The organism is Sphingobium sp. TomTYG46 (genome assembly GCF_055396345.1).
This window is the reverse complement of sequence record NZ_AP027324.1, coordinates 2,397,673-2,418,290: the sequence shown is the minus strand read 5'-3', so window position 1 is coordinate 2,418,290 and position 20,618 is coordinate 2,397,673. Positions and strand designations below refer to the sequence as shown.

Below are 20,618 nucleotides of genomic sequence, written 5' to 3'. Positions count from 1 at the left end.
CAGGATGGCGCGGCCGGTCATTGGCGGAAAAGCCGACTTAAACGCGCCGCGTGCCGGAAAAGCCCGCCGCCCCGAACGCGCCCAGCTGCATGGTGCCGTTGATCGCATCACCTTCCACGACCGCTTCGCATTCCATCGTGATGGGCATCGGCATCGTCATGTTCATTTTCCAGTTGAGCTTGTCGCCATCGACCTTACCCTCGGCGACATCCAGCGACCCCATCATGCCCGCGAAGGTGCCATGGAAGCTGGCGCCGTTGCTGATGACGGTGAACACGCCCTTCTGATCGCCCAGCGGCGTCTTTGCCACGCAATCATAAGCGCCATCGACATTCGCCATCACTTCATCTCCTCAAAGCAGCCTCAATCGGCAAGGGTTCCCATTTCGACGGGCAGGCCAAGCGCGTCAAGCTGCGGCCGGACGAGTTTTGCATCGCCCACGACGACCCAGATCAGTCGCGTGGGATCGATCGCCTCGCGCGCGGCCTTGTCGAGGTCAGCGGCGGTCATGGCACGGTAGAGGCCCGGCAGCGTTTCGTAGAAATCGTCCGGGCGGCCGAGCAGGCGGTTGCGCATCATCGCCCCCATCAGGTCCGACGACGTTTCAAAGCTGCCCGGCAGAGACAGGATCTGGCTGTTGATGGTCTGGTTGCGTTCGGCCTCTGTCGTGCCCTTGGCGGTCAGGAAATCGGCAACGTCCTGACGCGCGGCGGCGATGGATGCGCCGGTCTTGTCGGTCTGGACAGGGGCATAGACCAGCAGGGGGATGGTTTCCTTGACGCCGGGCAACGCGGTGCCAGCGGAATAGGCCCAGCCTTTCGTTTCACGCAGGTCCATGATCAGCCGCGAGGTAGAGCTGCCGCCCAGCACTTCGTTGGCGGTCTGCAGCGTCAATGGGTTGTCGGTACCCTGCTTGCCCGTCAGCAGGCCCGCGAGGATCATCGATTGCGGGCTTTGCGGCTTGTCGACCAAGATGATCCGCGCCGGGCGCGCCATCCGGTCCATGCGGAAGAGCTTCTTGCCCTTGGCCACGGCAGTCGCTTTCCAGTCGCCGAAGCGCTTTTCGAGCATCGGCATGATTTCGGCCAGGCTAGTATCGCCAGTCACGAAGATGGTGGCATTGTCAGGCCGCATCCATTTGTCATGGAAGGCGGCCAGATCGGCACGGGTCGCCGCCTTGACGCCGCTGGCCGTGCCCGATCCGGTGAAGGGGATGCCGTAGGGATGCGCGGTGCCATAAAGCAAAGGCGGCAGCAGACGCTGCGCGATCGGCATCGGCTCCGTTTTCTCGGCGGCGATGCGAGTCAGTAGCTGACCTCGGATGCGCTCCACCTCTGCCAGAGCGAAGGCCGGGTTGCGAATGACGTCGGCGAGCAGGCCGAGCGACGCATCAAGATTGGGCTTGAGCGCATAGAGGCCGACGGTGGTGGCATCCATGCCGTTGCTCGCGCCGATCGAGGCGCCCAGCCGTTCCTGTTCTTCCGCAATCTGCACCGAACTGCGCGTTTTCGTACCTTCATCCAGCAGCGCCGTCGTCAGCGCGGCCGTGCCGAGTTTCGCCTTGTCATCGGCAGCATTGCCCGCGTCGAAGGATACCGACACCCGCACCACCGGAACGGTCGCGCGCCGAGCGAATACGACCGGAATGCCGTTCTTCAGCCGCGCTTCCTCGACAGCGGGGAAATCCAGATCCTTGACCGGCTCGATCGACGGTTCGGCAATGCGGGTCGGTGGCGGTGGCGTGGCGGCTACCGGCGCGGGCTTTTTGGGATCGCGGAAATAGGCGGGGTGGTGCGTGGCGTTGCCCGCGAGCGCATTATCCTCCGCCGTCCGTTCTCCGGGGGCCACGGTCAGCCGGAATACCGGACGCCCAAGCCATTTGCGGGCAGTGTCGCCCACCGACTGCGGCGTGGCGGCGGCGTAGAGGGCGAGGTCCTTCTTATATTTGCCCGGATCGTCCGAATAAACTGCACCTTCCGCCAGGGTCACCGCCTTACCGCTGAAGCCGCCGACCTTTTCCAGACCGCCGATAGTGCCCGACAGCTGCTGGGTCGCGGCGCGTTGAACTTCGTCGGCGGTAGGCCCCTTGGCGAGATAGTCGGCCAGCAATTGGTCGAGCCGCCTGCCAACGGCGGCGGCGTCCTGCCCCGGCTTCACGTCAACGGTGATTTCCGCGATGGACAGCTTTTCGAATGGCTGGATGCTGGCCTTGACGCCGACGGCCACTTTCTCGTCGCGCACCAATATATTGTCGAGGCGGGAGGATTTGAGCCCGCCGAACACCGACATCGCCAGATCGAGTTGAGGCAGGTCGGCCGAATTGACGCCCGGCACGATCCAGTTGCGGTAGAGCCGGGTCGCCGCGACATTGTCGTGCATCAGCTTGTCGACTGGCCTGTCGAGCGTTGGCACGGTGGCGTCCACATCCTTGGGCGCGGGACCGGTCGGGATATTGCCGAACCATTTTTCGGCCTTCGCCCTGGCGGTCGGCACATCGATATCGCCCGCCAGCACCAGCACGGCATTGTTCGGGCCATAATGCGTCTTGAACCAGTTCTGCACGTCGGCAAGGCTGGCGGCATTCAGGTCCGCCATCGATCCGATGGTCGAATGGCGATAGGGATGGCCTTCGGGCAGCATGGCGGCGAGCTGGGCATATTCGACCAGACCATAGGGCTCATTCTCGCCCATCCGCTTTTCATTCTGCACGACGCTGCGCTGCGCATCGAGCTTGGCCTGCGTTACCGCGCCGAGCAGATGGCCCATGCGGTCGGATTCGAGAAACAATGCCCGGTCGAGCGCGCCGGTCGGCACCGTTTCGAAATAATTGGTGCGATCGAACCAGGTCGTGCCGTTCCAGTCGGTCGCGCCGATATCCTCCAGCCGTCCGAAGAAAGGCCCATCGGCATTTTCCGAACCATAGAACATCAGATGTTCGAACAGATGAGCAAAGCCGGTCTTGCCCGCAGGCTCGAAGCGCGAGCCCACATGATACCAGACCGATACGGCGACCACGGGAGCCTTGCGATCGGTATGAACGATGACGCGCAGCCCGTTTTTCAGCGTGAACTGCTCATAGGGAATATCGACAGCGGAAACGAGGCGGGAGAGGGGGGCTGGAGCCGTCTGAATCGCTGGGGCAGCGCGTGCGACGGGGACTGGAAAGGCGATGATCGACAGGGTTAATGAAGACAGGCCAAGCGACAGAGCCAGGCGACGCGAGGTGGAGGAAAAAATCATGGGCGCCCTCATCGAAGCTGGAGATCATGGCCGGGGAAGCGGCAATGGGTGGCCGCAGCATAGCGGCGCATGGGGACGGCGCAATATGCATTGGATGGACGGCGCGTCGGGATCGGAGGCTTATCTTCCTCTAATATGGGCAGGTTTGCGCCGGGTGGGCGAGCGATGCTAAGGATAATTGCGTAGCGCCTCTTGTGTGTCATTTATGCAACATTACATCGTGGCTAGTTTCACGAAGGGCTTCCTATGAACCTCGAAAAATTCACTGACCGCGCCAAAGGCTTCCTGCAATCGGCGCAGACCGTGGCGATCCGCATGAGCCATCAGCGGATCAGTCCGGAGCATTTGCTGAAGGCGCTGCTGGAAGATAATCAGGGCATGGCTTCCGGCCTGATCAAGGCGGCGGGCGGCGATCCCGCTGTCGCGCTGCGGGAAACCGATGCGGCGCTGGCCAAGGTGCCTGCGGTATCGGGCAGCGGGGCGCAGCAGACGCCGGGCCTCGACAATGACGCGGTGCGGGTGCTGGACAGTGCCGAACAGGTGGCGGCCAAGGCCGGGGACAGCTTTGTCACGGTGGAGCGGCTGCTGCTGGCCCTGACGCTCGCAACCACGAGCGCGGCGGGCAAAGCTCTGGCGGTGGCGGGACTGAAGCCGGAGGCACTGAATAGCGCGATCAACGATCTGCGCGGCGGGCGCACGGCCGACACGGCAGGCGCGGAGGATCGCTATGATGCGCTGAAGAAGTTCGCCCGCGACCTCACCGAAGCGGCGCGCGAGGGCAAGCTGGACCCGGTGATCGGCCGGGACGAGGAAATCCGGCGGACGATCCAGATTCTGGCGCGGCGGACCAAGAATAATCCCGTGCTGATCGGCGACCCGGGCGTGGGCAAGACCGCGATCGCCGAGGGCCTGGCGCTGCGCATTGCCAATGGCGACGTCCCCGATACGCTCAAGGACCGCACGCTGATGGCGCTCGATATGGGATCGCTGATTGCCGGCGCGAAATATCGTGGCGAGTTCGAGGAGCGACTGAAGGGCGTTCTGGACGAAGTGAAGGGCGCGGAAGGGCAGGTCGTCCTGTTCATCGACGAGATGCACACGCTGATCGGTGCGGGCAAGTCGGAAGGCGCGATGGATGCGGGCAATCTGTTGAAGCCTGCTCTGGCGCGCGGCGAACTGCATTGCATCGGGGCGACGACGCTCGACGAATATCGCAAATATGTCGAGAAGGACCCCGCGCTCCAGCGGCGCTTCCAGCCGGTCTTCGTAGGCGAACCGACGGTGGAGGACACCATCTCCATCCTGCGGGGGCTCAAGGAGAAATATGAGCTGCATCATGGAGTGCGGATCACCGATGGCGCGTTGGTGTCGGCGGCGATGCTTTCCAATCGCTACATTACCGACCGCTTCCTGCCGGACAAGGCCATCGACCTGATGGACGAGGCGGCAAGCCGCCTGCGTATGGAGGTGGAGAGCAAGCCCGAGGAGATTGAAAATCTCGACCGGCGGATCATCCAGTTGAAGATCGAACGCGAGGCGCTGAAGAAGGAGACCGACAAGGCGTCAAAGGATCGCCTGGACGCGCTGGAGGAGGACCTCGCGAACCTTGAGGAGCAATCGGCGGCGCTGACGCAGCGCTGGCAGGCCGAGAAGGACAAGATTGCGGGCGACAGCAAGCTGAAGGAACAGCTGGAGGCCGCGCGGGTCGAGCTGGAACAGGCGCAACGGGCGGGCGACCTCGCCAAGGCGGGCGAGCTGGCTTACGGGCGCATTCCCGATCTGGAGCGCAAGATCGCCGAGGCGGAAGGCGCGACCGAAGGCGCGATGCTGCGCGAGGAAGTGACGCCGGAGGACATTGCCTCGGTCGTGTCGCGCTGGACCGGCATCCCCGTCGACAAGATGATGGAAGGCGAGCGTGAAAAGCTGCTCGCCATGGAGGAAGAGCTTGGCAAGCGGGTGATCGGACAGGCCGACGCGGTGAAGGCCGTGTCAACCGCCGTGCGGCGCTCCCGCGCTGGATTGCAGGACCCGAACCGACCGCTTGGGTCATTCCTGTTCCTTGGACCCACGGGCGTCGGCAAAACGGAACTAACCAAGGCGCTCGCGGGCTTCCTGTTCGACGATGACAGCGCGATGGTGCGGATCGACATGAGCGAGTTCATGGAGAAGCACAGCGTTGCGAGGCTGATCGGCGCGCCTCCGGGCTATGTCGGTTATGAGGAAGGCGGCGTGCTGACCGAAGCAGTGCGGCGGCGGCCCTATCAGGTCGTGCTGTTCGATGAGGTCGAGAAGGCGCACAGTGATGTGTTCAATGTGCTGTTGCAAGTTCTGGACGACGGCCGCCTGACCGATGGGCAGGGGCGGACGGTGGACTTCACCAATACGATCATCGTGCTGACGTCAAACCTGGGCAGCCAGTTCATCGCAAGCCTTGCCGACGACGAACCGGTGGAGAAGGTCGAGGATCAGGTGATGGACATCGTCCGGGGGCATTTCCGGCCGGAGTTCCTGAATCGGCTGGATGAGGTGATCCTGTTCCACCGGCTGGGTGCGAGCCACATGGCGCCGATCGTTGACATTCAGGTGGCGCGGATCGGCAAGCTGCTGAAGGACCGCAAGGTGAAGCTGGACCTGACAGATGGCGCGCGGGCGTGGCTGGGACGGGTAGGCTATGACCCAGTCTATGGCGCGCGGCCGTTGAAGCGGGCGGTGCAGCGGTATTTGCAGGATCCGCTCGCGGATCTGATCCTGCGCGGCGAGGTGCCGGACGGCGCGACGGTGCGTGTGGATGAGGGCGATGGGGCTTTGCAGTTGGATGTGGGGTGATGTTCATCGGCCTCCCTTTCAGGGGAGAGGCTTATATCGAAAAAGGGGGCGCATCCTTTCGGACGCGCCCCTTTCCTTTTCCTAACGTTACGACTTCAGATCAGAAGTCGGCCTTCACACCCAGCCGATAGGCGCGACCGTAGATGCCGGTGCCGCCCTGGACGGGGTTATAGTTGTTTGCGCCATAGGTGACCGGATCGATCGGCGGCAGGTCGTCAAAGACATTCAACACGTTCAGATAGACCGTGAAATTGTCGTTGAGCTTGTAGCTGGTGGTGAGATCGACGGTGATATAATCAGCGACGTTGCACTTCACGAACTGCGGAGAGAGCATTCCGCAGTCGCCCGACGTGCCGGGACCTTCAACATCTTCAGCCGACAGATTGTAGCCGCCGAAGAACTCAGCCGTGGCCGAGAGCGTCCACTTTTTCCATTCCAGCGTGTTGGTCCAGCTGCCGTGCCATTCGGGCGTGCCCGAACCCGCCGTCAGGCTGTAATTTCCGATCGTACCTTCATAGCTTTCTCGGCTGCCGTCTGCGAAGGTAGTGTCCAGATTGATGATGTAGGTGGCCTCCACCGAACTGGTGAAGCGGACATCGCCAAAGTTGAACCGGCCAGTTGCCGCGAAATCCAGACCTTCAGACCGGATCGTGTTGGCGTTGATGAGCGGCGCCTGGACATAGGCGACGCGCGGCAGGACACCGGGACGTTGCGGATCGGGCGAATCCTGGATGATGTTGTAGCCCGCCGGAATCGCCTGGCCCGAATAATAGGCCGCCAGCGCCGGCCCGAACGGAGCCGGGATGATCGCGCCCTTCTTCTTGATGTTGTAATAATCGACGCTGAGGCGAATGTTGCGGGTCGGTTCGAAGATGACGCCCGCCGTCCAGCTGGTCGACTTCTCAGGCTTCAGGTCAGGGCTGGCCAACTGAGTCTGGCCGTAGCTGCTGGAGCTGAGATAGGTCGGACAGCTTGTGAACGTGTCCTTCGTGCAACCAAATTGCGCGAGATAGGATTCCGGGAAGGTCGACGCCGTGTTGTTGACGAAGCCTGTGGTCGGCAAGGCATTGGATTCCGCAAAGCTGGGGATGCGGAAGCCGCGCGACCAGGTGCCGCGCAACGTCAGCGCGTCGATCGGCTTGTAGCGGAACCCGACCTTCGGCGAGAAGGCGCTCTGGCCACTATTATAGCTGTCGTAGCGGCCTGAGCCGTTGACCTCGAAGCCTTCGAACGCCGGGACGTTCAATTCGAAGAAACCCGACCGAACGACGCGCTCGCCCTTCGTGCCGAAGGCGTTCAGGACGAAATAGCGCTGTGTCGGCCCTGCAAAGTCGTCATTGGCGCTCGGCGCGTTGATCGATTCCAGACGGATCTGGCCACCGAAACCGAGCTGGACGGGGCCAGCAGGCAGTTCGAACAGCGTGCCGTTGAAGCTGAGCTGAGCGGCATAGAGTTCGGACTTGGACTTGGTGATATTGTCCGGGGACAGATAATCGAGAACCGACGGGCTGTTCGACAGCGGATTGACAAAATTATAGCTGCCGTCCGCGACCACGTTCAGCAGGTTCTGGATATAAACATAGCCCTTCGACGTGCGGGTGAGGTCCGTCACCATGCCGACGATGTCCGCCGCGAAGTTCCAGTTGTCGGTGATCGGCCCGGCGATGGAGAAAGCGCCGCGATAGGTGCGGCTAAGCGTCTCATTATATTCGTTGAGATTGGGGATGCGGCCCATGATGCGCGCCTGCAGCCCTTGCGCCGCGAACGGGTTATTGGGGTTGAGCGTGCCGTTGGTCACATCGCAATTGGGCTGCGGCAGGCCGTTGACCAGCGGGCAGACATAGACCGGAAGCGCCAAAGCGAAGGAGCCGGGCGCATTCGGCAAGCCGTTATTATAGGTGCTGAAGCGCGGGAAGCTGATGCCAGCCGGGCCGTTGGCGCGGATGGTCGCGGGCTCGCCGCTGTAACTGACCTTGCTCTGCAGATAATTGGCGGTGAAGGAGGCTTCGATGTCGTCAGTGACGGCCACTGTTGCCTTCAGCGCGCCGCCGAAACGCTCGATACGAGGGGAGATGACGCCATATTGGCGCACCAGATCGCCTTGGCAAACCGTGTTCGGCGCGAAGGCATTCTGATCCGTATCCGCCAGTTCAGCTGCGGTCAGCGTATAGGGCGTCTCGCCCGCGATACAGCCTGCGGCGGGGTTGAGGATCTGATAACGGCCGAGCGGATCATCGAGCGCGCTCAGCGAATCTGTGGGAGCCACGAAGAAGGTGGTCGCGAAGGAGCGACGGTCGCTCGTTCCCGTGGCGTCAGCCCAGCCCACATAGCCGGTGCTGGATGGGTTGATCGAGCCGCCATTAGGGCCGACCTGCGGCCCGCAAACGCCGTCGCGGCAGATGCCGGACTGGTCCTGCGAATTATAGGGATAGGGGCGGTCGCGATTATAGAGGGCGTTCTGGCGATACCAGAAGCCGCTGGCGTAGATATTATAGCCGTCGCGGCCAAGGTCGCCGGTGCCGACGGTCAGCGTTGCGCGATAATTCTCGCCATCGCCGCGTTCGGTGAGGCCGCCTTCTATGCGGCCGCTGATGCCTTTGAACTGCTTTTTGGTGATGACGTTGATGACGCCCGCGATGGCGTCTGCGCCATAGGTGGACGACGCACCGTCGCGCAGCACTTCGACGCGGTCGACAATATCGTCCGGAATGGTGTTCAGATCGACGAAGTTGCGGGTCGCGTCATCCGCCAGCGGATAATAGGCCGCGCGCTGGCCATCGAACAGGACCAGGGTTGAACTGGTAGTGAGGCCACGCAGCGACACGGCCGATGCACCCGCCGCGAAGGCGCCATTGGCGGAGAAGCTGTTGGTGAGCGCCGCGCCATTGTTGGACGATATGCGCTGAAGCGCTTCCTGCGTGGTCTGGATGCCGCGCTGTTCAAGCGACTCGGACGTGAGGACCGAGATCGGCGAAGGCGTATTGTTCACGTCCTGCCGCAAAATGGAGCCGGTGACAACGATGGTCGCCTGCGGTTCTTCGGCCACGGTGCCAGCCGGAGTGTCCTGCGCAAAGGCAGGGGCGGCGAGCGCCGCAAAGCCCGCGCCGCGCATGCAAGTGCCTGCAGCGCCGCGCTATTGCGCAGCCACGCATTGTTCGAGATTTTCTTCACAATCCAGTCCCTTGCTCTGGAGCGACGCAAGCGAGCCTGCGCCCTGATTTTTGACGCATGAAGGGGGGCCTTGGAGCCCGACAGCAAACCCCTCTTCATCCGTACTGCGGGGTAGTCTGCGCAGTCGTTTTATGCGTGTAAAGCAATGCTGGGGAGCGGAGCGCACTTTGCTGTTTCACTGTCGTAAATTTGCCACATAGGCGATAAGTGCGGTTTTACGTTCGTTTAACAACTTTATTTGGCGTCATTTATGGCAGGCGGAACTTTGATGCTCTGTCATTGCCGCGGGTTACACTAAGTTGCGCAAATGCATCTCAGTCAGTTTGCTGGCATTGGTCCGGTGAGCAGAAGCGGGTCGATCCGCGCGTCGTTCCAGCGCAAGCCCCAGTGAAGGTGCGGGCCAGTAGCGCGGCCGGTGGCGCCGATCGCGCCGATGCGCTGACCTTGGCGGACGGCTTGGCCAAGCTGCACTTCAATGCGCGACAGATGGAGGAAAGCGCTGCTGAGGCCGTGACCGTGGTCGATCATCAGCAGATTGCCCTCCAGCGTGAACGGGTGATCGGCCGCCAGCGTCACTACGCCGTCCGCAGGCGCCAGAACGGGATCGCCGGTCGCCCCGGCGATATCGATGCCGCCATGATAGGCGCCGGGCACACCCTGATAGACGCGCTGCGATCCGAACAAGCCGGAGATGCGGCCGACACGCGGCCAGACAAAGCGCTGGCGCCAGCCTTGAGCGCCAGTTTCCTGCGCGCGGGCGGCAGTGATCTGCGCCAGTTCCGGGCGGCGCAAGGCCAGGAAGGCTTCATTGTCGCGCACCGGGCGAAGCGGCGTATTGACACGCTCGATCCGCCAGGCGCGTGGGGCAACGCTGATCATCTGGTTGATCGTGCGACCGTCGGAGAGGCGGGCGGCGAGCTGCGCTTGCGGCCCGGCGTCACGGTCGAAGGCGATGAGAAAGCGTCCATCGGGATCGACGCGGACGAGTTGATTGTCGAGGCGCAATTCCGCCGTAGCGGGCGGCGTAGTGCCGGTGAGCGTGCCGCCCTGCTGCGCGGTGCCTTGAAGGGTGATGCTCGCGACGGGGACGGGAGCAGGGTTACTCGCCGCGCCCACACTGCCTGTCATCAGCAGAAGCGCGGCTGCCCAGCACTTCATCGCAGGCCGCGCGCCTTCAACTCCGCCTGGGCCGAGGCTTCGGCGCTGGCATAGGGTTCCTGCCGGGCGATGCTCCAATAACGCAGGTCGTCGAGCGGAATCTGCTGGCCCGTGACGGCGCAAACGACATGGTCGCCTGCCTGAAGGACGCGGAAGCTGTAGGCCATATAGTGGAGGCGGGCCGGGCGATCGCGGTTGGACATCAGCATCGGATCAGGCGGCCTTTTTCACATTCATGCCCATCAGGAGAACAGGTCCTGCTGGCGGATTTCTCCGCCTTCCTGCGATTTGCGGGAAGGGCGGGATGTAGGGGATATAGCTTGCGACGGCGCCTTCTCAAGGGCTGGCGATGGCGGCCCGCCTTCCACCGTCGCCGCGACCGCGCCATCGTCGAAATGGAGCGACACCGTGCCTGCCGCACGGGCTTCGTCGACCGTCTTGACGAGGCGGTCCCCCGCCATGACGCGGGCGAAGCCGCGCTTGAGCGGCAGGTCGGGATTGACCGAGACGAACAGGCGCGACAGGCGGTCGAAGGCGGTGGCGCGATCGTGAAAAACACGGGTCAGATAATCGGGACGCAGGCGCTGACGGTCGAGCCGTTCCTTCGCGCGGCTCAGATGCTGGTGCAGGAGCGCGGGACGGAGGGCGCCGCCGGCTTGCCCCAGATGCGCGCGCGCATCGGCAACCCGGTGGCGCAGGCCGTTGCCAAGATCGCCGGACAACTGGTCGAGCCGCTGCCGCTGGGGGGCCAGCAGCATGTCGGGCGACGGCATGAGCCGCGCCTGCATCTCCAGCCGCTCCCGCGCCTGCGCGGCGCCGCGACGCACGGCACGGTTCATGCGCAAGCCCTGTTCGGTCAGCATCGCAATCAGGTCCGCCCGCACCGGCACCGCCATTTCCGCAGCGGCGGTCGGCGTAGGCGCGCGCATGTCGGCGGCATAGTCGCAAAGGGTGGTGTCGGTTTCATGCCCCACGGCGGAGATGATGGGGATCGAAGATTCCGCCACGGCGCGAACGACGATTTCCTCGTTGAAGCTCCACAGATCCTCGATCGATCCGCCGCCGCGCGCGACGATGACGAGGTCGGGACGGGCCAGCGGGCCACCGGCCTGCATGGCCGAAAAGCCGCGCACCGCGCGGGCCACCTGTTCGGCGGCGCCCTGCCCCTGCACCAGCACCGGCCAGAGCAGGACGTTGGTGGGGCAGCGATCCTCGAGGCGGTGGAGGATGTCGCGGATCACGGCCCCGGTCGGCGAGGTGACGACGCCGATGGTGCGCGGCATGAAGGGGAGCGGGCGTTTGCGATCACGGTCGAACAGGCCCTCGCCCGCCAGCTTTGCCTTGAGCTTTTCGAGCAGCGCCATCAGCGCGCCCTCGCCCGCAAGCTCCATCCGTTCTATGACGATCTGATATTTGGAGCGGCCGGGATAGGTGGTGAGCTTGCCGGTGGCGATCACCTCTACCCCGTCCTGCGGCGCGAAGGGCAGACGCTGCGCCCCGCCCTTCCACATCACCCCGTCGATGACGGCATTGTCATCCTTGAGGCAAAGATAGAGGTGGCCCGAAGCGGCCCGCTTGAACCCGGAAATCTCGCCGCGCAGGCGGACATGGCCGAAGCGATCCTCGACCGTGCGCTTCAATATGGCCGACAATTCGCTCACCGACAGCGGCGGCGCGTTGTCCCCCGCCCGTTCCTCGGCTAACAGGCGGCCCGATGCATCCAAACCAGCTTCATATTCCGGGGACATGGGCGAAATGAACATCCTTCTGTTGGGCAGCGGTGGCCGCGAACATGCTTTGGCCTGGAAGCTGGCGCAATCGCCCAGCCTCACGACCCTTTATGCAGCGCCCGGCAATCCCGGCATAGCCCAGCATGCGACGTTGGTCGACCTGGATGCCACGGATCATCGCGCGGTAGTGGATTTCTGCCTGCGCCATTCGATCGGGCTGGTGGTGATCGGGCCGGAAGCGCCGCTGGTCGACGGGCTTGCCGACAATCTGCGGGTCAAAGGCTATCCGGTGTTCGGGCCGGGCAAGAAGGCGGCGCAACTGGAAGGGTCCAAGGGCTTCACCAAGGATTTGTGCAAGCGCGCGAACATTCCGACCGCGGCCTATGAGCGCACCCACAGCAAGGATGGCGCGATCGCGGCGCTTGGCGACTTTGGCCTGCCGGTGGTGATCAAGGCAGACGGTCTGGCGGCTGGCAAGGGCGTGATTATTGCGGAGACGCGCGATGAGGCCGTCGAAGCGATCGAGGACATGTTCTCCGGCGCTTTCGGCGCGGCAGGCGCGGAAGTAGTCTTGGAAGAGTTTATGACTGGCGAGGAGGCGAGCTTCTTCGCACTCACCGATGGGAGCGCCATCCTGCCCTTTGGCTCCGCGCAGGACCATAAGCGGGTGGGTGACGGCGATACCGGACCCAATACCGGCGGCATGGGCGCTTATAGCCCCGCGCGGGTGCTGACGTCCGAGCTGGAAGCGGAAGTCATCGAGAAGATCATCCGACCGACCGTCGAGACGCTGGCTGCCGAGGGGACGCCTTATTCCGGCGTTCTTTATGCGGGACTGATGCTGACCGATGAGGGGCCAAAGCTAATCGAATATAATGCGCGTTTCGGCGACCCGGAATGCCAGGTGCTGATGATGCGGTTCGACGGCGATCTAGTCGAGCTGCTGCTGGCGGTGGCGGAAGAACGGCTGGCGGAGCAGGGGCCTGTAAAGCTGGCTGACCGCACCGCGTTGACCGTTGTGATGGCGGCGAATGGCTATCCGGGTACGCCGGAAAAGGGCGGCGCGATCGGCGGTATCGAAGCCGCGGAATCTGGCGGCGCGCGGGTGTTCCACGCAGGAACGGCGGACAAGGATGGCGTGCTGGTCGCCAATGGCGGCCGGGTGCTGAACGTCACGGCCAGCGGCAGCAGCGTGGGCGAGGCGCAGGCAGCGGCCTATCGCGCGGTGGACGCCATCGACTTTCCGACCGGATTTTGCCGCCGCGATATTGGCTGGCGAGAAGTTGAGCGTGAGGGGCGCTGAGACCGTCCGACGCAGGCTCTTGCCCATTGTGCGCCAGCGCCCTTAGATAAGAGCCTGAAAAACGGGAGGGAGCGTGATGCAGGAATTTTTCATGGACTATGGCCTGTGGCTGTTGATCGGGTTGTTGGTCCTGATCGGCGTCGTATTCCTGCTGGCGGGGCGCAAGACGCCCATCGACAACGCCCCGGCCGAGCGTGCCCCCGTGGTGGAACGGCAAGACTCTCCGGTCGCGCGCGCCGCCTCGGAACCGGTGACCGTTGCACCCACCACAATCGCGGCTGAGCCTCAGCCTGTAATTGGGCCTGCGCCGCCAGTTGCGGCTGCTCCGGCAGTAGCGCCCGCATCGGATGCGCATGACGATCTGCTGAGGTTGAAGGGGGTCGGCCCCAAGCTCAACCAGTTGCTGATCGAACTTGGCGTAACCCGCTATGCGCAAATCGCCAATTGGAGCGAAGCCGACATCGCGGCGATCGATACGAAGCTCGGTACTTTCAAGGGTCGGCCGGTGCGCGACCAGTGGGTTGATCAGGCGAAATATCTCGCCGCCGACGATATTGCTGGGTTCGAGGCGAAATACGGCAAGCTTTAGGGCGTTGCGAGTGCCGGTGTGGGAGCAGTTTGTGAGGTGCTCTGCTTCACTGGGCTCGCTCCCAACAACAGCGCGGTCAGCCTGTTGCGCGCGGCAAAGCGGCTGCCGATCGCCAGCAGCAGGATGGAAAGCGCCAACGTTGCGAAGGGACCGATACCGGTAAGGATCGTCGATCCCATCAGCAGCGGGTGCCAAAGGTAGAAAAAGAGGCTGTTGCGGCCAATCGCGTTTAAAGGAAGCACTTCAAGCCTGACTGCCGTCGTGAGCGGCAGCAGCGCGATGAGACCAAGGCACATCAGCAGGCGTGCGGGAACATAGGCCAATTCCCAACCGCTGCGATAAAGCCCGGACCACCAGGCGAGGCCCAGACCGCAGAGCAGCAGGGTGGGAGCCAGGAAACGGCGCGGCAAAGCAGTCTGCGCAAGCGTCATCCCGAAGAAGAAATAGACTGGGTAGCGCAGAAAGCGGCTATCGGGCGCGAAGAGACCGTCGAAGATCGGACCATGACCCAGCCCGAACGCATACATGATGGTCAGACTGCAAGGCGCGCTAAGGGCGAGCAGTATCAGTGGCGAGAAGGGCAACATCCAGGTCATAAGGATGAGGAAGAAGAGAACAGGGACGTACCAAAGATGGAAAGGCGGACGGAGCAGCACGTCGAAAGGCGTGGTCCATGACATGAGCCATTGGCTGGAAATCAGATAGATAATGGTCGCGACAAGCCAGGGCAGCAGCATGCGCCGTCCATAACGGGATAGGAGTTCGGTAAAACCACCGCCGCGAATGCGGGCGACATTCAGGAGATAGCCGGAAATGCCAAGCATCAACGGCATACGAAAGCCCGACCCTACCCACAGAAAAAGGCCATGAGCGCCGACCAGTTCCATGGCGTGACCAGCCATGACGAGCAACATAAGCACGCCCTTGGCCAGGTCGATCGATGGATTCTTCGTCACGCTATTTCCCGTACGCCCCAATCGGAACGATGCCGTCACGAGCCTTGCCGCTTAGTTAACACCGATTGTTTTCCTGCTTTTCATGGACGAAAAATGCTCTACCTATAACTTTCGATGGGGATGGGCGCTCTTGAGCGGCTGGAAAAGTCGCGGGCTGCAAAGGCGGTGATGGCGGTGGCCGTCTTCTGCCTGATCTTCGGTGGCTGGACTGTTTTTCAGCATTATCGCGATGCGAGCGCCGGTCTGCCCGACGCGCCACCCCGGGCGGAAGGCTGCGCGCTCTGGTTCATCGGTAGTTCCTCAATCCATCGCTGGACCAGCCTGGAACGGGACATGGCGCCGTGGGTGGCCTATAATCGCGGCATTGACGATACGGGCTTTGGCGAAATCGTACCGCGCTTCGCCAATGTACGGGGCGAGGCAAGGCCCGCCGCTATCATCCTCTACGCTGGCGAAAATGACATTGCGCGCGACGTGCCAGTGCGGAAAGTGGTGCGCAATCTGGCCGCCTTTCTGGAACTGCGCCGCCAGATGATGGGCGATGTGCCGGTGCTGGTGCTGTCGATGAAGCCGAGTCCTGGCCGCTGGACTCACTTCCCGGCGCAGCAACTGTATAATGTAGCGGCCCAACGGCTGCTGCCCAGGATGCAGCAAGCCTATTATGTCGATATTACCTCACCCTTGCTGACCAATGGCAGGACGGGCGATAATTACCGGCCCGATGGCGTCCATATGAACCCGGCGGGCTATCATATCTGGGCACGGGTTGTGCGCCAGCGGCTGCGTGAGACGTTGCCCGCAGGGGTGGTGAAACGCTGCGATCCGGGAACGCCGCTTTAAGCTGGTCCTATCAACACCCGTTCTCCCTGAGACCGGACGGAGGCAGTTTAACGGACGATGCTCGGATCGCGCAGCAGTTCGCGGGCGCGGGGGGCGAGGCGCTGCGTCGCTGCTTCGTGGATGCCGGGGGCTGTGCATAGCAGGCCGAAGGCGGTGGGATCCGGGCGGTTGAAGGACAGGGGGACGCCGAGCGCGTCGGTGACGGTTGCCCCCGCTTCCTGCGCGATCAGGGCGGCGGCGGCGACATCCCATTCATTGCCCCAGCGGACGGTGGCGACAAGGTCGGCCTCATCGGCGGCGACCATCGCCATACGCAGCGCGATGCTATTGGGTTTGTGAACGGTGACGAGGTCGCGGTCGTAGCGGGGGAGTTGATCGGCGGGGACGCGGGCGCCGGGCAGGATCATACGGGACCCTGCGGAAAGCACGCGGCCGTTGCGGGTGGCGCCCTCGCCAGCCCGCGCGATCCACAATTCGTTGCGGGCAGGCGCGGCCAAAATGCCGATGCTTACCGCGCCATGTTCGACCAGCGCGACCGACACGGACCAGCCCGGACGACCGCGCAGATAGTCGCGGGTGCCGTCGATCGGATCGACCACCCACACGCGGGCAAGGTCGAGGCGGTGGACGGTGTCGGCGGTTTCTTCCGACAGCCAGCCCGCCGTGGGATCGATGATGCTGAGGCTCTGGCGCAGCATATCGTCGATTTCGAGATCGGCCTCGCAGACAGGGTGGCCGGGGACCTTTTCCCATTGGCGCACCTGCGTCTGGCCGCCCGCCCAGAGGGTAAGCGCCCGGTCGGCCGCGTCCGATACCGCGCCGACGAGCGCGCGCAGATCGATCTCAGCCCCCGGCAACGGTCATCCCGTCGATGCGGATGGTGGGCACGTTCATGCCATAGCGGAATACAAGGTCGTTCGCCGGGACGAGGGCGCGGAACATGTCCTTCAAATGGCTGGCGATGGTGATTTCAAATACCGGGCGGGTGATCACGCCATCCTCGATCAGGAAGCCAGCGGCGCCGCGGCTATAATCGCCGGTGACGCCGTTCACGCCCATGCCGATCAGTTCGGTGACATAGAGGCCACGCTTTATGTCCGCCATCAAGGCGGCGGGAGAGACGTCACCCGGTTCCATATGCACATTGGTCACGCCTGCGCCAGGCGCGCCGCTGCCGCCCCGGCTGGCATGGCCGGTGGGCTGGAGGCCAAGCTGGCGGGCGGAAGCGCTTTCCATCAGCCAGCCGGTCAGCACGCCCGCATCGATCAAGGCACGGCGGGCGACCGGCAGCCCCTCTCCGTCGAAGGGGCGCGAGCGCATTCCGCGCGGACGAAGCGGATCGTCGATGATAGTGATCGCGCTGTCGAACAGCTTCTCCCCAAGGGAATCGAGCAGGAAGCTGGAGCGGCGGGCGATGGCGGGGCCGACGATGCCTCCGATCAGATGGCCGAACAGGCTGGAGCCAATGCGCGGGTCGAATAGGATGGGAAGGACGCCGCTTTCGAGTTTGGCAGGGTTGAGGCGGGCAACGGCGCGCTCCCCCGCGCGGGCGCCAATCGTCGCGGCATCATCGAGATCAACCAGATGGCGGACGCTGTGGCTGGCATGGTCCCGCTGCATGTCCGCCCCAGTGCCTGCGAGGACGCTGGCCCAAGTCGAATGGCTGGTGCCCGCATAGGCACCGGCAAAGCCGTGGCTGGTGGCGAGCGCGACCTGGCTGCGGCCGTTGGACGCGCCGCCACCTTCGCTATTGGTGACGCCGCTGACGGCGCGGGCGGCTTCCTCGACAGCCAGGGCGCGCTCCCGCAGTTTCGCGGGTTCGGGCTCGCTCGGATCGGCGAGGTCGAGTGCAGGCAAAGCGCCGCGTAGCAGCCGCTCTTCGGGCGCGAGGCCCGCATAGGGATCTTCCGGCGCCTCCCGCGCCATGGCGATGGAGCGATCGACCAGCGTGCTTAAGGTCGCGGGATTCATGTCGGACGCGGCGATGCTGGCCGAGCGCTGGCCGACAAAGACACGCAGGCCGATTTCCTCGCCTTCCGATCGCTCCACATCCTCCAGCGCGCCAAGGCGCACCGCGACCGTGGTCGAGGCGTTGCAGGCATAGACGGCGTCGGCCGCGTCAGCCCCGGCCCTGCGTGCCGCCGTCACCAGATCCTGCGCGCGGGACTGGGCTTCTTCAAGGCTGAGCATGGGTGCGGGGCGTTCCTGCTGAGGGGGTGAGGCGTAAGGCCATGGCCTTACGCGCTTGAACCCGGCTGGGCAACCTGCGCATCGGCCCAATGCTTGAGGAGATGGTGGGCGACGGCCATCGGCGGAGGCGTCGTGAAGGGCGCGTCTGCATCCCCTGCCAGCGCCGCGCGCACTTCGGCTGCGTCGCACCAGAGGGCATGCTGAATCTCTGTTGCATCCAGCGTCAGCGCATCGTCGTCAGCCTGCGCGATGCAGGCGATCATCAGCGAGGAAGGGAAGGGCCAGGGCTGGCTCATCACGTAGCGGACGGAGTGAACGGCGACGCCCGCCTCCTCCTTGATTTCCCGCGCCACGGCTTCTTCGATGGTTTCGCCCGGCTCCACGAAACCGGCGAGCGCGGAGTAGAAGCCCTGCGGCCAGCTATGCTGTCGTCCGACCAGCACCCGGCCGTCATGTTCGGCGAGCATGATGACGACCGGATCGACGCGGGGAAAATGTTCGGCATCGCAAGAGCCGCAGCGGCGCGCCCAGCCCGCCTTTTCCGGACAGGTGCGCGATCCGCAGACGGAGCAAAAGGGATGGCGGCCATGCCAGTGGACCAGGCTGCGCGCCGCGCCATAGAGCGCGACTTCGTCGGCGGACACTTCGGTAACGATGGCGCGGCTGCGGGTGCTGGGGACGAAGTTCGTGCCGCTTTCCTCGGTAAGGCGGGCGAAGATCGGGCGCTGCGCTTCGTCGATGCCGAGCAGCAGATACTCCTCCACCTTAGCATCGGCAGGCAGCGGCTCCATGAGCAGATGGCCGTCCTGCGTGACCGGATCGAGGCCATCGAGGACAAGACAGCTGGCATCGGGCGAGGCAAGCGCCTGCGTCACAAGGTCTGGCTTCATCCGGATATGATCGGCGCGATCGAGGCGGCCGCCAGCATAGCCAAGCTGGTCAGGGGACATGGGTTTCGCTCTCCTTCATTGCTGCTTGGCCTTCATTGCTGCCTCAGCTGCGCGGCGGAACAGGGTGGGTAGACCCGCCTCCCCTATGCGAGGGAGTGGCCACCATTCGCCCTCACCCGGCGGCATGCTTTCCTTTGCCACATGGGCGACGTGAACCGTCAAGGCCAGCGAGAAATGGGTGAAGACATGGGCGACCGGCTCCGGCAGCGCCTTCCAGGTCGCGGCGAGCGGCGGGGTGGCATCGGGCGTCGCGCTCCAATGTGAGGAAGGAAGAGCGCGCATGCCGCCGAGCAGGCCCTTGGCCGGGCGGCGGATCAACCAGACATGGCCGTCCGCCCGCTCGATCCACCAGCTATGGCCGAGGCGATGCGGTTTCGCCTTCCTCGCGGCCTTGACCGGGAAGGCGGCGGGATCGGCCGTGCGAAAAGCGGCGCAATCCTGCCGCAACGGGCAGATGCCGCAGGCGGGGTTGCGAGATGTGCAGATGGTCGCGCCAAGATCCATCATCGCCTGCGCGAAATCGCCAGCGCGGGCATCGGGCGTGATGCTGTCCGCAGCGGCGCGGATGGCGGGACGGGCGGCGGGCAACGGCGTGTCGATGGCGAACAGGCGGGCGACAACGCGCTCCACATTGGCGTCCACCACTACGGCGCGGCGGCCGAAGGCGATGGAGGCGACGGCAGCAGCGGTATAGGCGCCAACGCCGGGGAGAGCGCGCAGTCCTTCCTCATTATCCGGGAAAATGCCACCATGCTGGTTCGCCACGGCGCGGGCGCAAGCGAGCAGGTTGCGGGCGCGGGCATAATAGCCAAGGCCCGCCCACGCCGCCATGACGTCGACATCCTCCGCCCCGGCAAGTGCCTCTACCGACGGCCAGCGATCGGTGAACTTCGCGAAATAGGGGCCGACGGCGGCGACGGTGGTTTGCTGAAGCATGACCTCCGACAGCCAGACGCGATAGGGGTCGGCCGCATTGGCCCCCGGTGGGGCACGCCAGGGCAGGCGACGGGCATGGACGTCATAATGTCCGAGCAGATCTGCTGCGATTTTCATGAGGTTCCGCTCGACGTCCATGGTCGCCCTATGCCATTAAGCAGCGCATGACGGAACGGCCCGCGACACCCAAATTGAAAAGCCGCGCGCAAGCGGCGACGGAGCGGCCCCGCGTCGGCGGCCCGCGCCAGATTGCCGATCTGATGCCGCAGATCGGCGCTGCCGCTTTCCGCAAGTTCGGCTTTGTCCAGTCGAGCATCGTCACGCGCTGGGCCGAGATTGTGGGGCAGCATTATGCGGAGATTTCCGCGCCCGAATCGATCCGCTTTCCAGTGGGCAAGAAAGCAGGCGGGACGCTGCAACTGACGGTGATGAGCGGCCATGCGCCGATGATCCAGCATGTGCTCCCCGACATCATCGATCGGGTGAACCGCTTCTTTGGCTATGCCGCCGTGGCGAAGGTCGCGATGAAGCAGGGCGAAGTGCGCGGTTCCACGCCCGAACGCCGCCCGCCGCCCCGTAATTTAAGGCCGGTGCCGGTAGAGCTTGGCGATTCGCTGCGTGACATTGGCGACCCGGAATTGCGGGCCGTGCTGGAGTCTCTCGCGCAGGGGCTTGTCAATTCCAATGGTTTGCCGAAGATCAGCTGAACCGTTCAATTGCCGTACAGGG

General features: G+C 64.0%; 16 protein-coding genes. 5 read left to right on the top strand and 11 right to left on the bottom strand.

The window, feature by feature from the left end:
• Nucleotides 1–37: 37 nt before the first annotated feature.
• Both ACZ5YV_RS12205 and ACZ5YV_RS12200 read right to left on the bottom strand, forming a co-directional pair.
• Entirely contained in the window at nucleotides 38–340 is a 303-nt protein-coding gene (locus tag ACZ5YV_RS12205) for a hypothetical protein (protein WP_464787847.1), read from the bottom strand.
• A gap of 23 nt (nucleotides 341–363) precedes the next feature.
• Entirely contained in the window at nucleotides 364–3,240 is a 2,877-nt protein-coding gene (locus ACZ5YV_RS12200) for a M16 family metallopeptidase (RefSeq protein WP_464787846.1), read from the bottom strand.
• A 246-nt stretch (nucleotides 3,241–3,486) separates the two neighbouring features.
• On the opposite strand from ACZ5YV_RS12200, the gene clpB reads away from it, so the two are divergent.
• Nucleotides 3,487–6,066, top strand: coding sequence for an ATP-dependent chaperone ClpB (gene clpB, locus ACZ5YV_RS12195; protein ID WP_464787845.1), 2,580 nt, complete (start codon nucleotides 3,487–3,489; stop codon nucleotides 6,064–6,066).
• 100 nt (nucleotides 6,067–6,166) lie between these two features.
• Here clpB and ACZ5YV_RS12190 read toward each other — a convergent pair whose 3' ends face one another.
• The 4 genes from ACZ5YV_RS12190 to xseA form a co-directional block, all read right to left on the bottom strand.
• On the bottom strand, nucleotides 6,167–9,178 hold the full coding sequence (locus ACZ5YV_RS12190) for a TonB-dependent receptor domain-containing protein (protein WP_464787844.1): 3,012 nt from the start codon (nucleotides 9,176–9,178) through the stop codon (nucleotides 6,167–6,169).
• Between the two features lie 377 nt (nucleotides 9,179–9,555).
• Nucleotides 9,556–10,395 carry a M23 family metallopeptidase gene (locus ACZ5YV_RS12185; protein ID WP_464787843.1) on the bottom strand — a complete coding sequence of 280 codons (840 nt, stop codon included), beginning with the start codon at nucleotides 10,393–10,395 and terminating at the stop codon, nucleotides 9,556–9,558.
• Nucleotides 10,392–10,604, bottom strand: a complete 213-nt coding sequence (locus tag ACZ5YV_RS12180; protein ID WP_449470660.1) for a DUF2093 domain-containing protein — start codon at nucleotides 10,602–10,604, stop codon at nucleotides 10,392–10,394. The genes ACZ5YV_RS12185 and ACZ5YV_RS12180 overlap by 4 nt, the downstream gene beginning before the upstream one ends.
• Nucleotides 10,605–10,637: 33 nt before the next feature.
• Complete coding sequence (gene xseA, locus ACZ5YV_RS12175) at nucleotides 10,638–12,143, bottom strand: exodeoxyribonuclease VII large subunit (RefSeq protein WP_464787842.1); 1,506 nt, start codon at nucleotides 12,141–12,143, stop codon at nucleotides 10,638–10,640.
• Nucleotides 12,144–12,150: 7 nt separating this feature from the next.
• Between xseA and purD the strand changes: the two genes are divergently transcribed.
• Together purD and ACZ5YV_RS12165 are read left to right on the top strand one after the other, a co-directional pair.
• Nucleotides 12,151–13,428, top strand: a complete 1,278-nt coding sequence (gene purD, locus ACZ5YV_RS12170) for a phosphoribosylamine--glycine ligase (protein WP_464787841.1) — start codon at nucleotides 12,151–12,153, stop codon at nucleotides 13,426–13,428.
• Between the two features lie 76 nt (nucleotides 13,429–13,504).
• A complete protein-coding gene (locus tag ACZ5YV_RS12165; RefSeq protein WP_464787840.1) occupies nucleotides 13,505–14,017 on the top strand; it encodes a hypothetical protein in 513 nt (170 codons plus the stop codon).
• Here the strand turns inward: ACZ5YV_RS12165 and ACZ5YV_RS12160 are convergent.
• Nucleotides 14,014–14,973, bottom strand: a complete 960-nt coding sequence (locus tag ACZ5YV_RS12160) for an acyltransferase family protein (protein ID WP_464787839.1) — start codon at nucleotides 14,971–14,973, stop codon at nucleotides 14,014–14,016. The genes ACZ5YV_RS12165 and ACZ5YV_RS12160 overlap by 4 nt on opposite strands.
• Before the next feature lie 120 nt (nucleotides 14,974–15,093).
• Between ACZ5YV_RS12160 and ACZ5YV_RS12155 the strand changes: the two genes are divergently transcribed.
• Nucleotides 15,094–15,813: a GDSL-type esterase/lipase family protein gene (locus tag ACZ5YV_RS12155; RefSeq protein WP_464787838.1), complete on the top strand. Its 720-nt coding sequence runs from the start codon at nucleotides 15,094–15,096 to the stop codon at nucleotides 15,811–15,813.
• A 47-nt stretch (nucleotides 15,814–15,860) separates the two neighbouring features.
• Here the strand turns inward: ACZ5YV_RS12155 and ACZ5YV_RS12150 are convergent, their stop codons facing one another.
• Genes ACZ5YV_RS12150 through mutY form a run of 4 tightly spaced genes read right to left on the bottom strand, consistent with a single transcriptional unit; the run spans nucleotide 15,861 to nucleotide 20,027 of the window.
• Entirely contained in the window at nucleotides 15,861–16,670 is an 810-nt protein-coding gene (locus tag ACZ5YV_RS12150; RefSeq protein ID WP_464787837.1) for an inositol monophosphatase family protein, read from the bottom strand.
• Nucleotides 16,657–18,003: a TldD/PmbA family protein gene (locus ACZ5YV_RS12145; RefSeq protein ID WP_464787836.1), complete on the bottom strand. Its 1,347-nt coding sequence runs from the start codon at nucleotides 18,001–18,003 to the stop codon at nucleotides 16,657–16,659. Before ACZ5YV_RS12145 ends, ACZ5YV_RS12150 begins: the two co-directional genes overlap by 14 nt.
• Before the next feature lie 47 nt (nucleotides 18,004–18,050).
• Nucleotides 18,051–18,953, bottom strand: a complete 903-nt coding sequence (nudC, locus tag ACZ5YV_RS12140) for an NAD(+) diphosphatase (RefSeq protein WP_464787835.1) — start codon at nucleotides 18,951–18,953, stop codon at nucleotides 18,051–18,053.
• A 15-nt stretch (nucleotides 18,954–18,968) separates the two neighbouring features.
• The gene (mutY, locus tag ACZ5YV_RS12135) at nucleotides 18,969–20,027 is read right to left on the bottom strand and encodes an A/G-specific adenine glycosylase (RefSeq protein ID WP_464787834.1); all 1,059 of its coding nucleotides are present in this window, start codon (nucleotides 20,025–20,027) and stop codon (nucleotides 18,969–18,971) included.
• Nucleotides 20,028–20,053: 26 nt separating this feature from the next.
• Here mutY and ACZ5YV_RS12130 point away from each other — a divergent pair, with 26 nt between their 5' ends.
• Complete coding sequence (locus ACZ5YV_RS12130) at nucleotides 20,054–20,596, top strand: DUF721 domain-containing protein (RefSeq protein WP_464787833.1); 543 nt, start codon at nucleotides 20,054–20,056, stop codon at nucleotides 20,594–20,596.
• Nucleotides 20,597–20,618 lie beyond the last annotated feature (22 nt).

Coding starts and splice junctions, on each gene's coding strand:
- ACZ5YV_RS12205 (WP_464787847.1), bottom strand. CDS start 340: ATGGCGAATGTCGATGGCGCTTATGATTGCGTGGCAAAGACGCCGCTG.
- ACZ5YV_RS12200 (WP_464787846.1), bottom strand. CDS start 3,240: ATGATTTTTTCCTCCACCTCGCGTCGCCTGGCTCTGTCGCTTGGCCTG.
- clpB (WP_464787845.1), top strand. CDS start 3,487: ATGAACCTCGAAAAATTCACTGACCGCGCCAAAGGCTTCCTGCAATCG.
- ACZ5YV_RS12190 (WP_464787844.1), bottom strand. CDS start 9,178: ATGCGCGGCGCGGGCTTTGCGGCGCTCGCCGCCCCTGCCTTTGCGCAG.
- ACZ5YV_RS12185 (WP_464787843.1), bottom strand. CDS start 10,395: ATGAAGTGCTGGGCAGCCGCGCTTCTGCTGATGACAGGCAGTGTGGGC.
- ACZ5YV_RS12180 (WP_449470660.1), bottom strand. CDS start 10,604: ATGCTGATGTCCAACCGCGATCGCCCGGCCCGCCTCCACTATATGGCC.
- xseA (WP_464787842.1), bottom strand. CDS start 12,143: ATGTCCCCGGAATATGAAGCTGGTTTGGATGCATCGGGCCGCCTGTTA.
- purD (WP_464787841.1), top strand. CDS start 12,151: ATGAACATCCTTCTGTTGGGCAGCGGTGGCCGCGAACATGCTTTGGCC.
- ACZ5YV_RS12165 (WP_464787840.1), top strand. CDS start 13,505: ATGCAGGAATTTTTCATGGACTATGGCCTGTGGCTGTTGATCGGGTTG.
- ACZ5YV_RS12155 (WP_464787838.1), top strand. CDS start 15,094: ATGGGCGCTCTTGAGCGGCTGGAAAAGTCGCGGGCTGCAAAGGCGGTG.
- ACZ5YV_RS12145 (WP_464787836.1), bottom strand. CDS start 18,003: ATGCTCAGCCTTGAAGAAGCCCAGTCCCGCGCGCAGGATCTGGTGACG.
- nudC (WP_464787835.1), bottom strand. CDS start 18,953: ATGTCCCCTGACCAGCTTGGCTATGCTGGCGGCCGCCTCGATCGCGCC.
- mutY (WP_464787834.1), bottom strand. CDS start 20,027: ATGGACGTCGAGCGGAACCTCATGAAAATCGCAGCAGATCTGCTCGGA.
- ACZ5YV_RS12130 (WP_464787833.1), top strand. CDS start 20,054: ATGACGGAACGGCCCGCGACACCCAAATTGAAAAGCCGCGCGCAAGCG.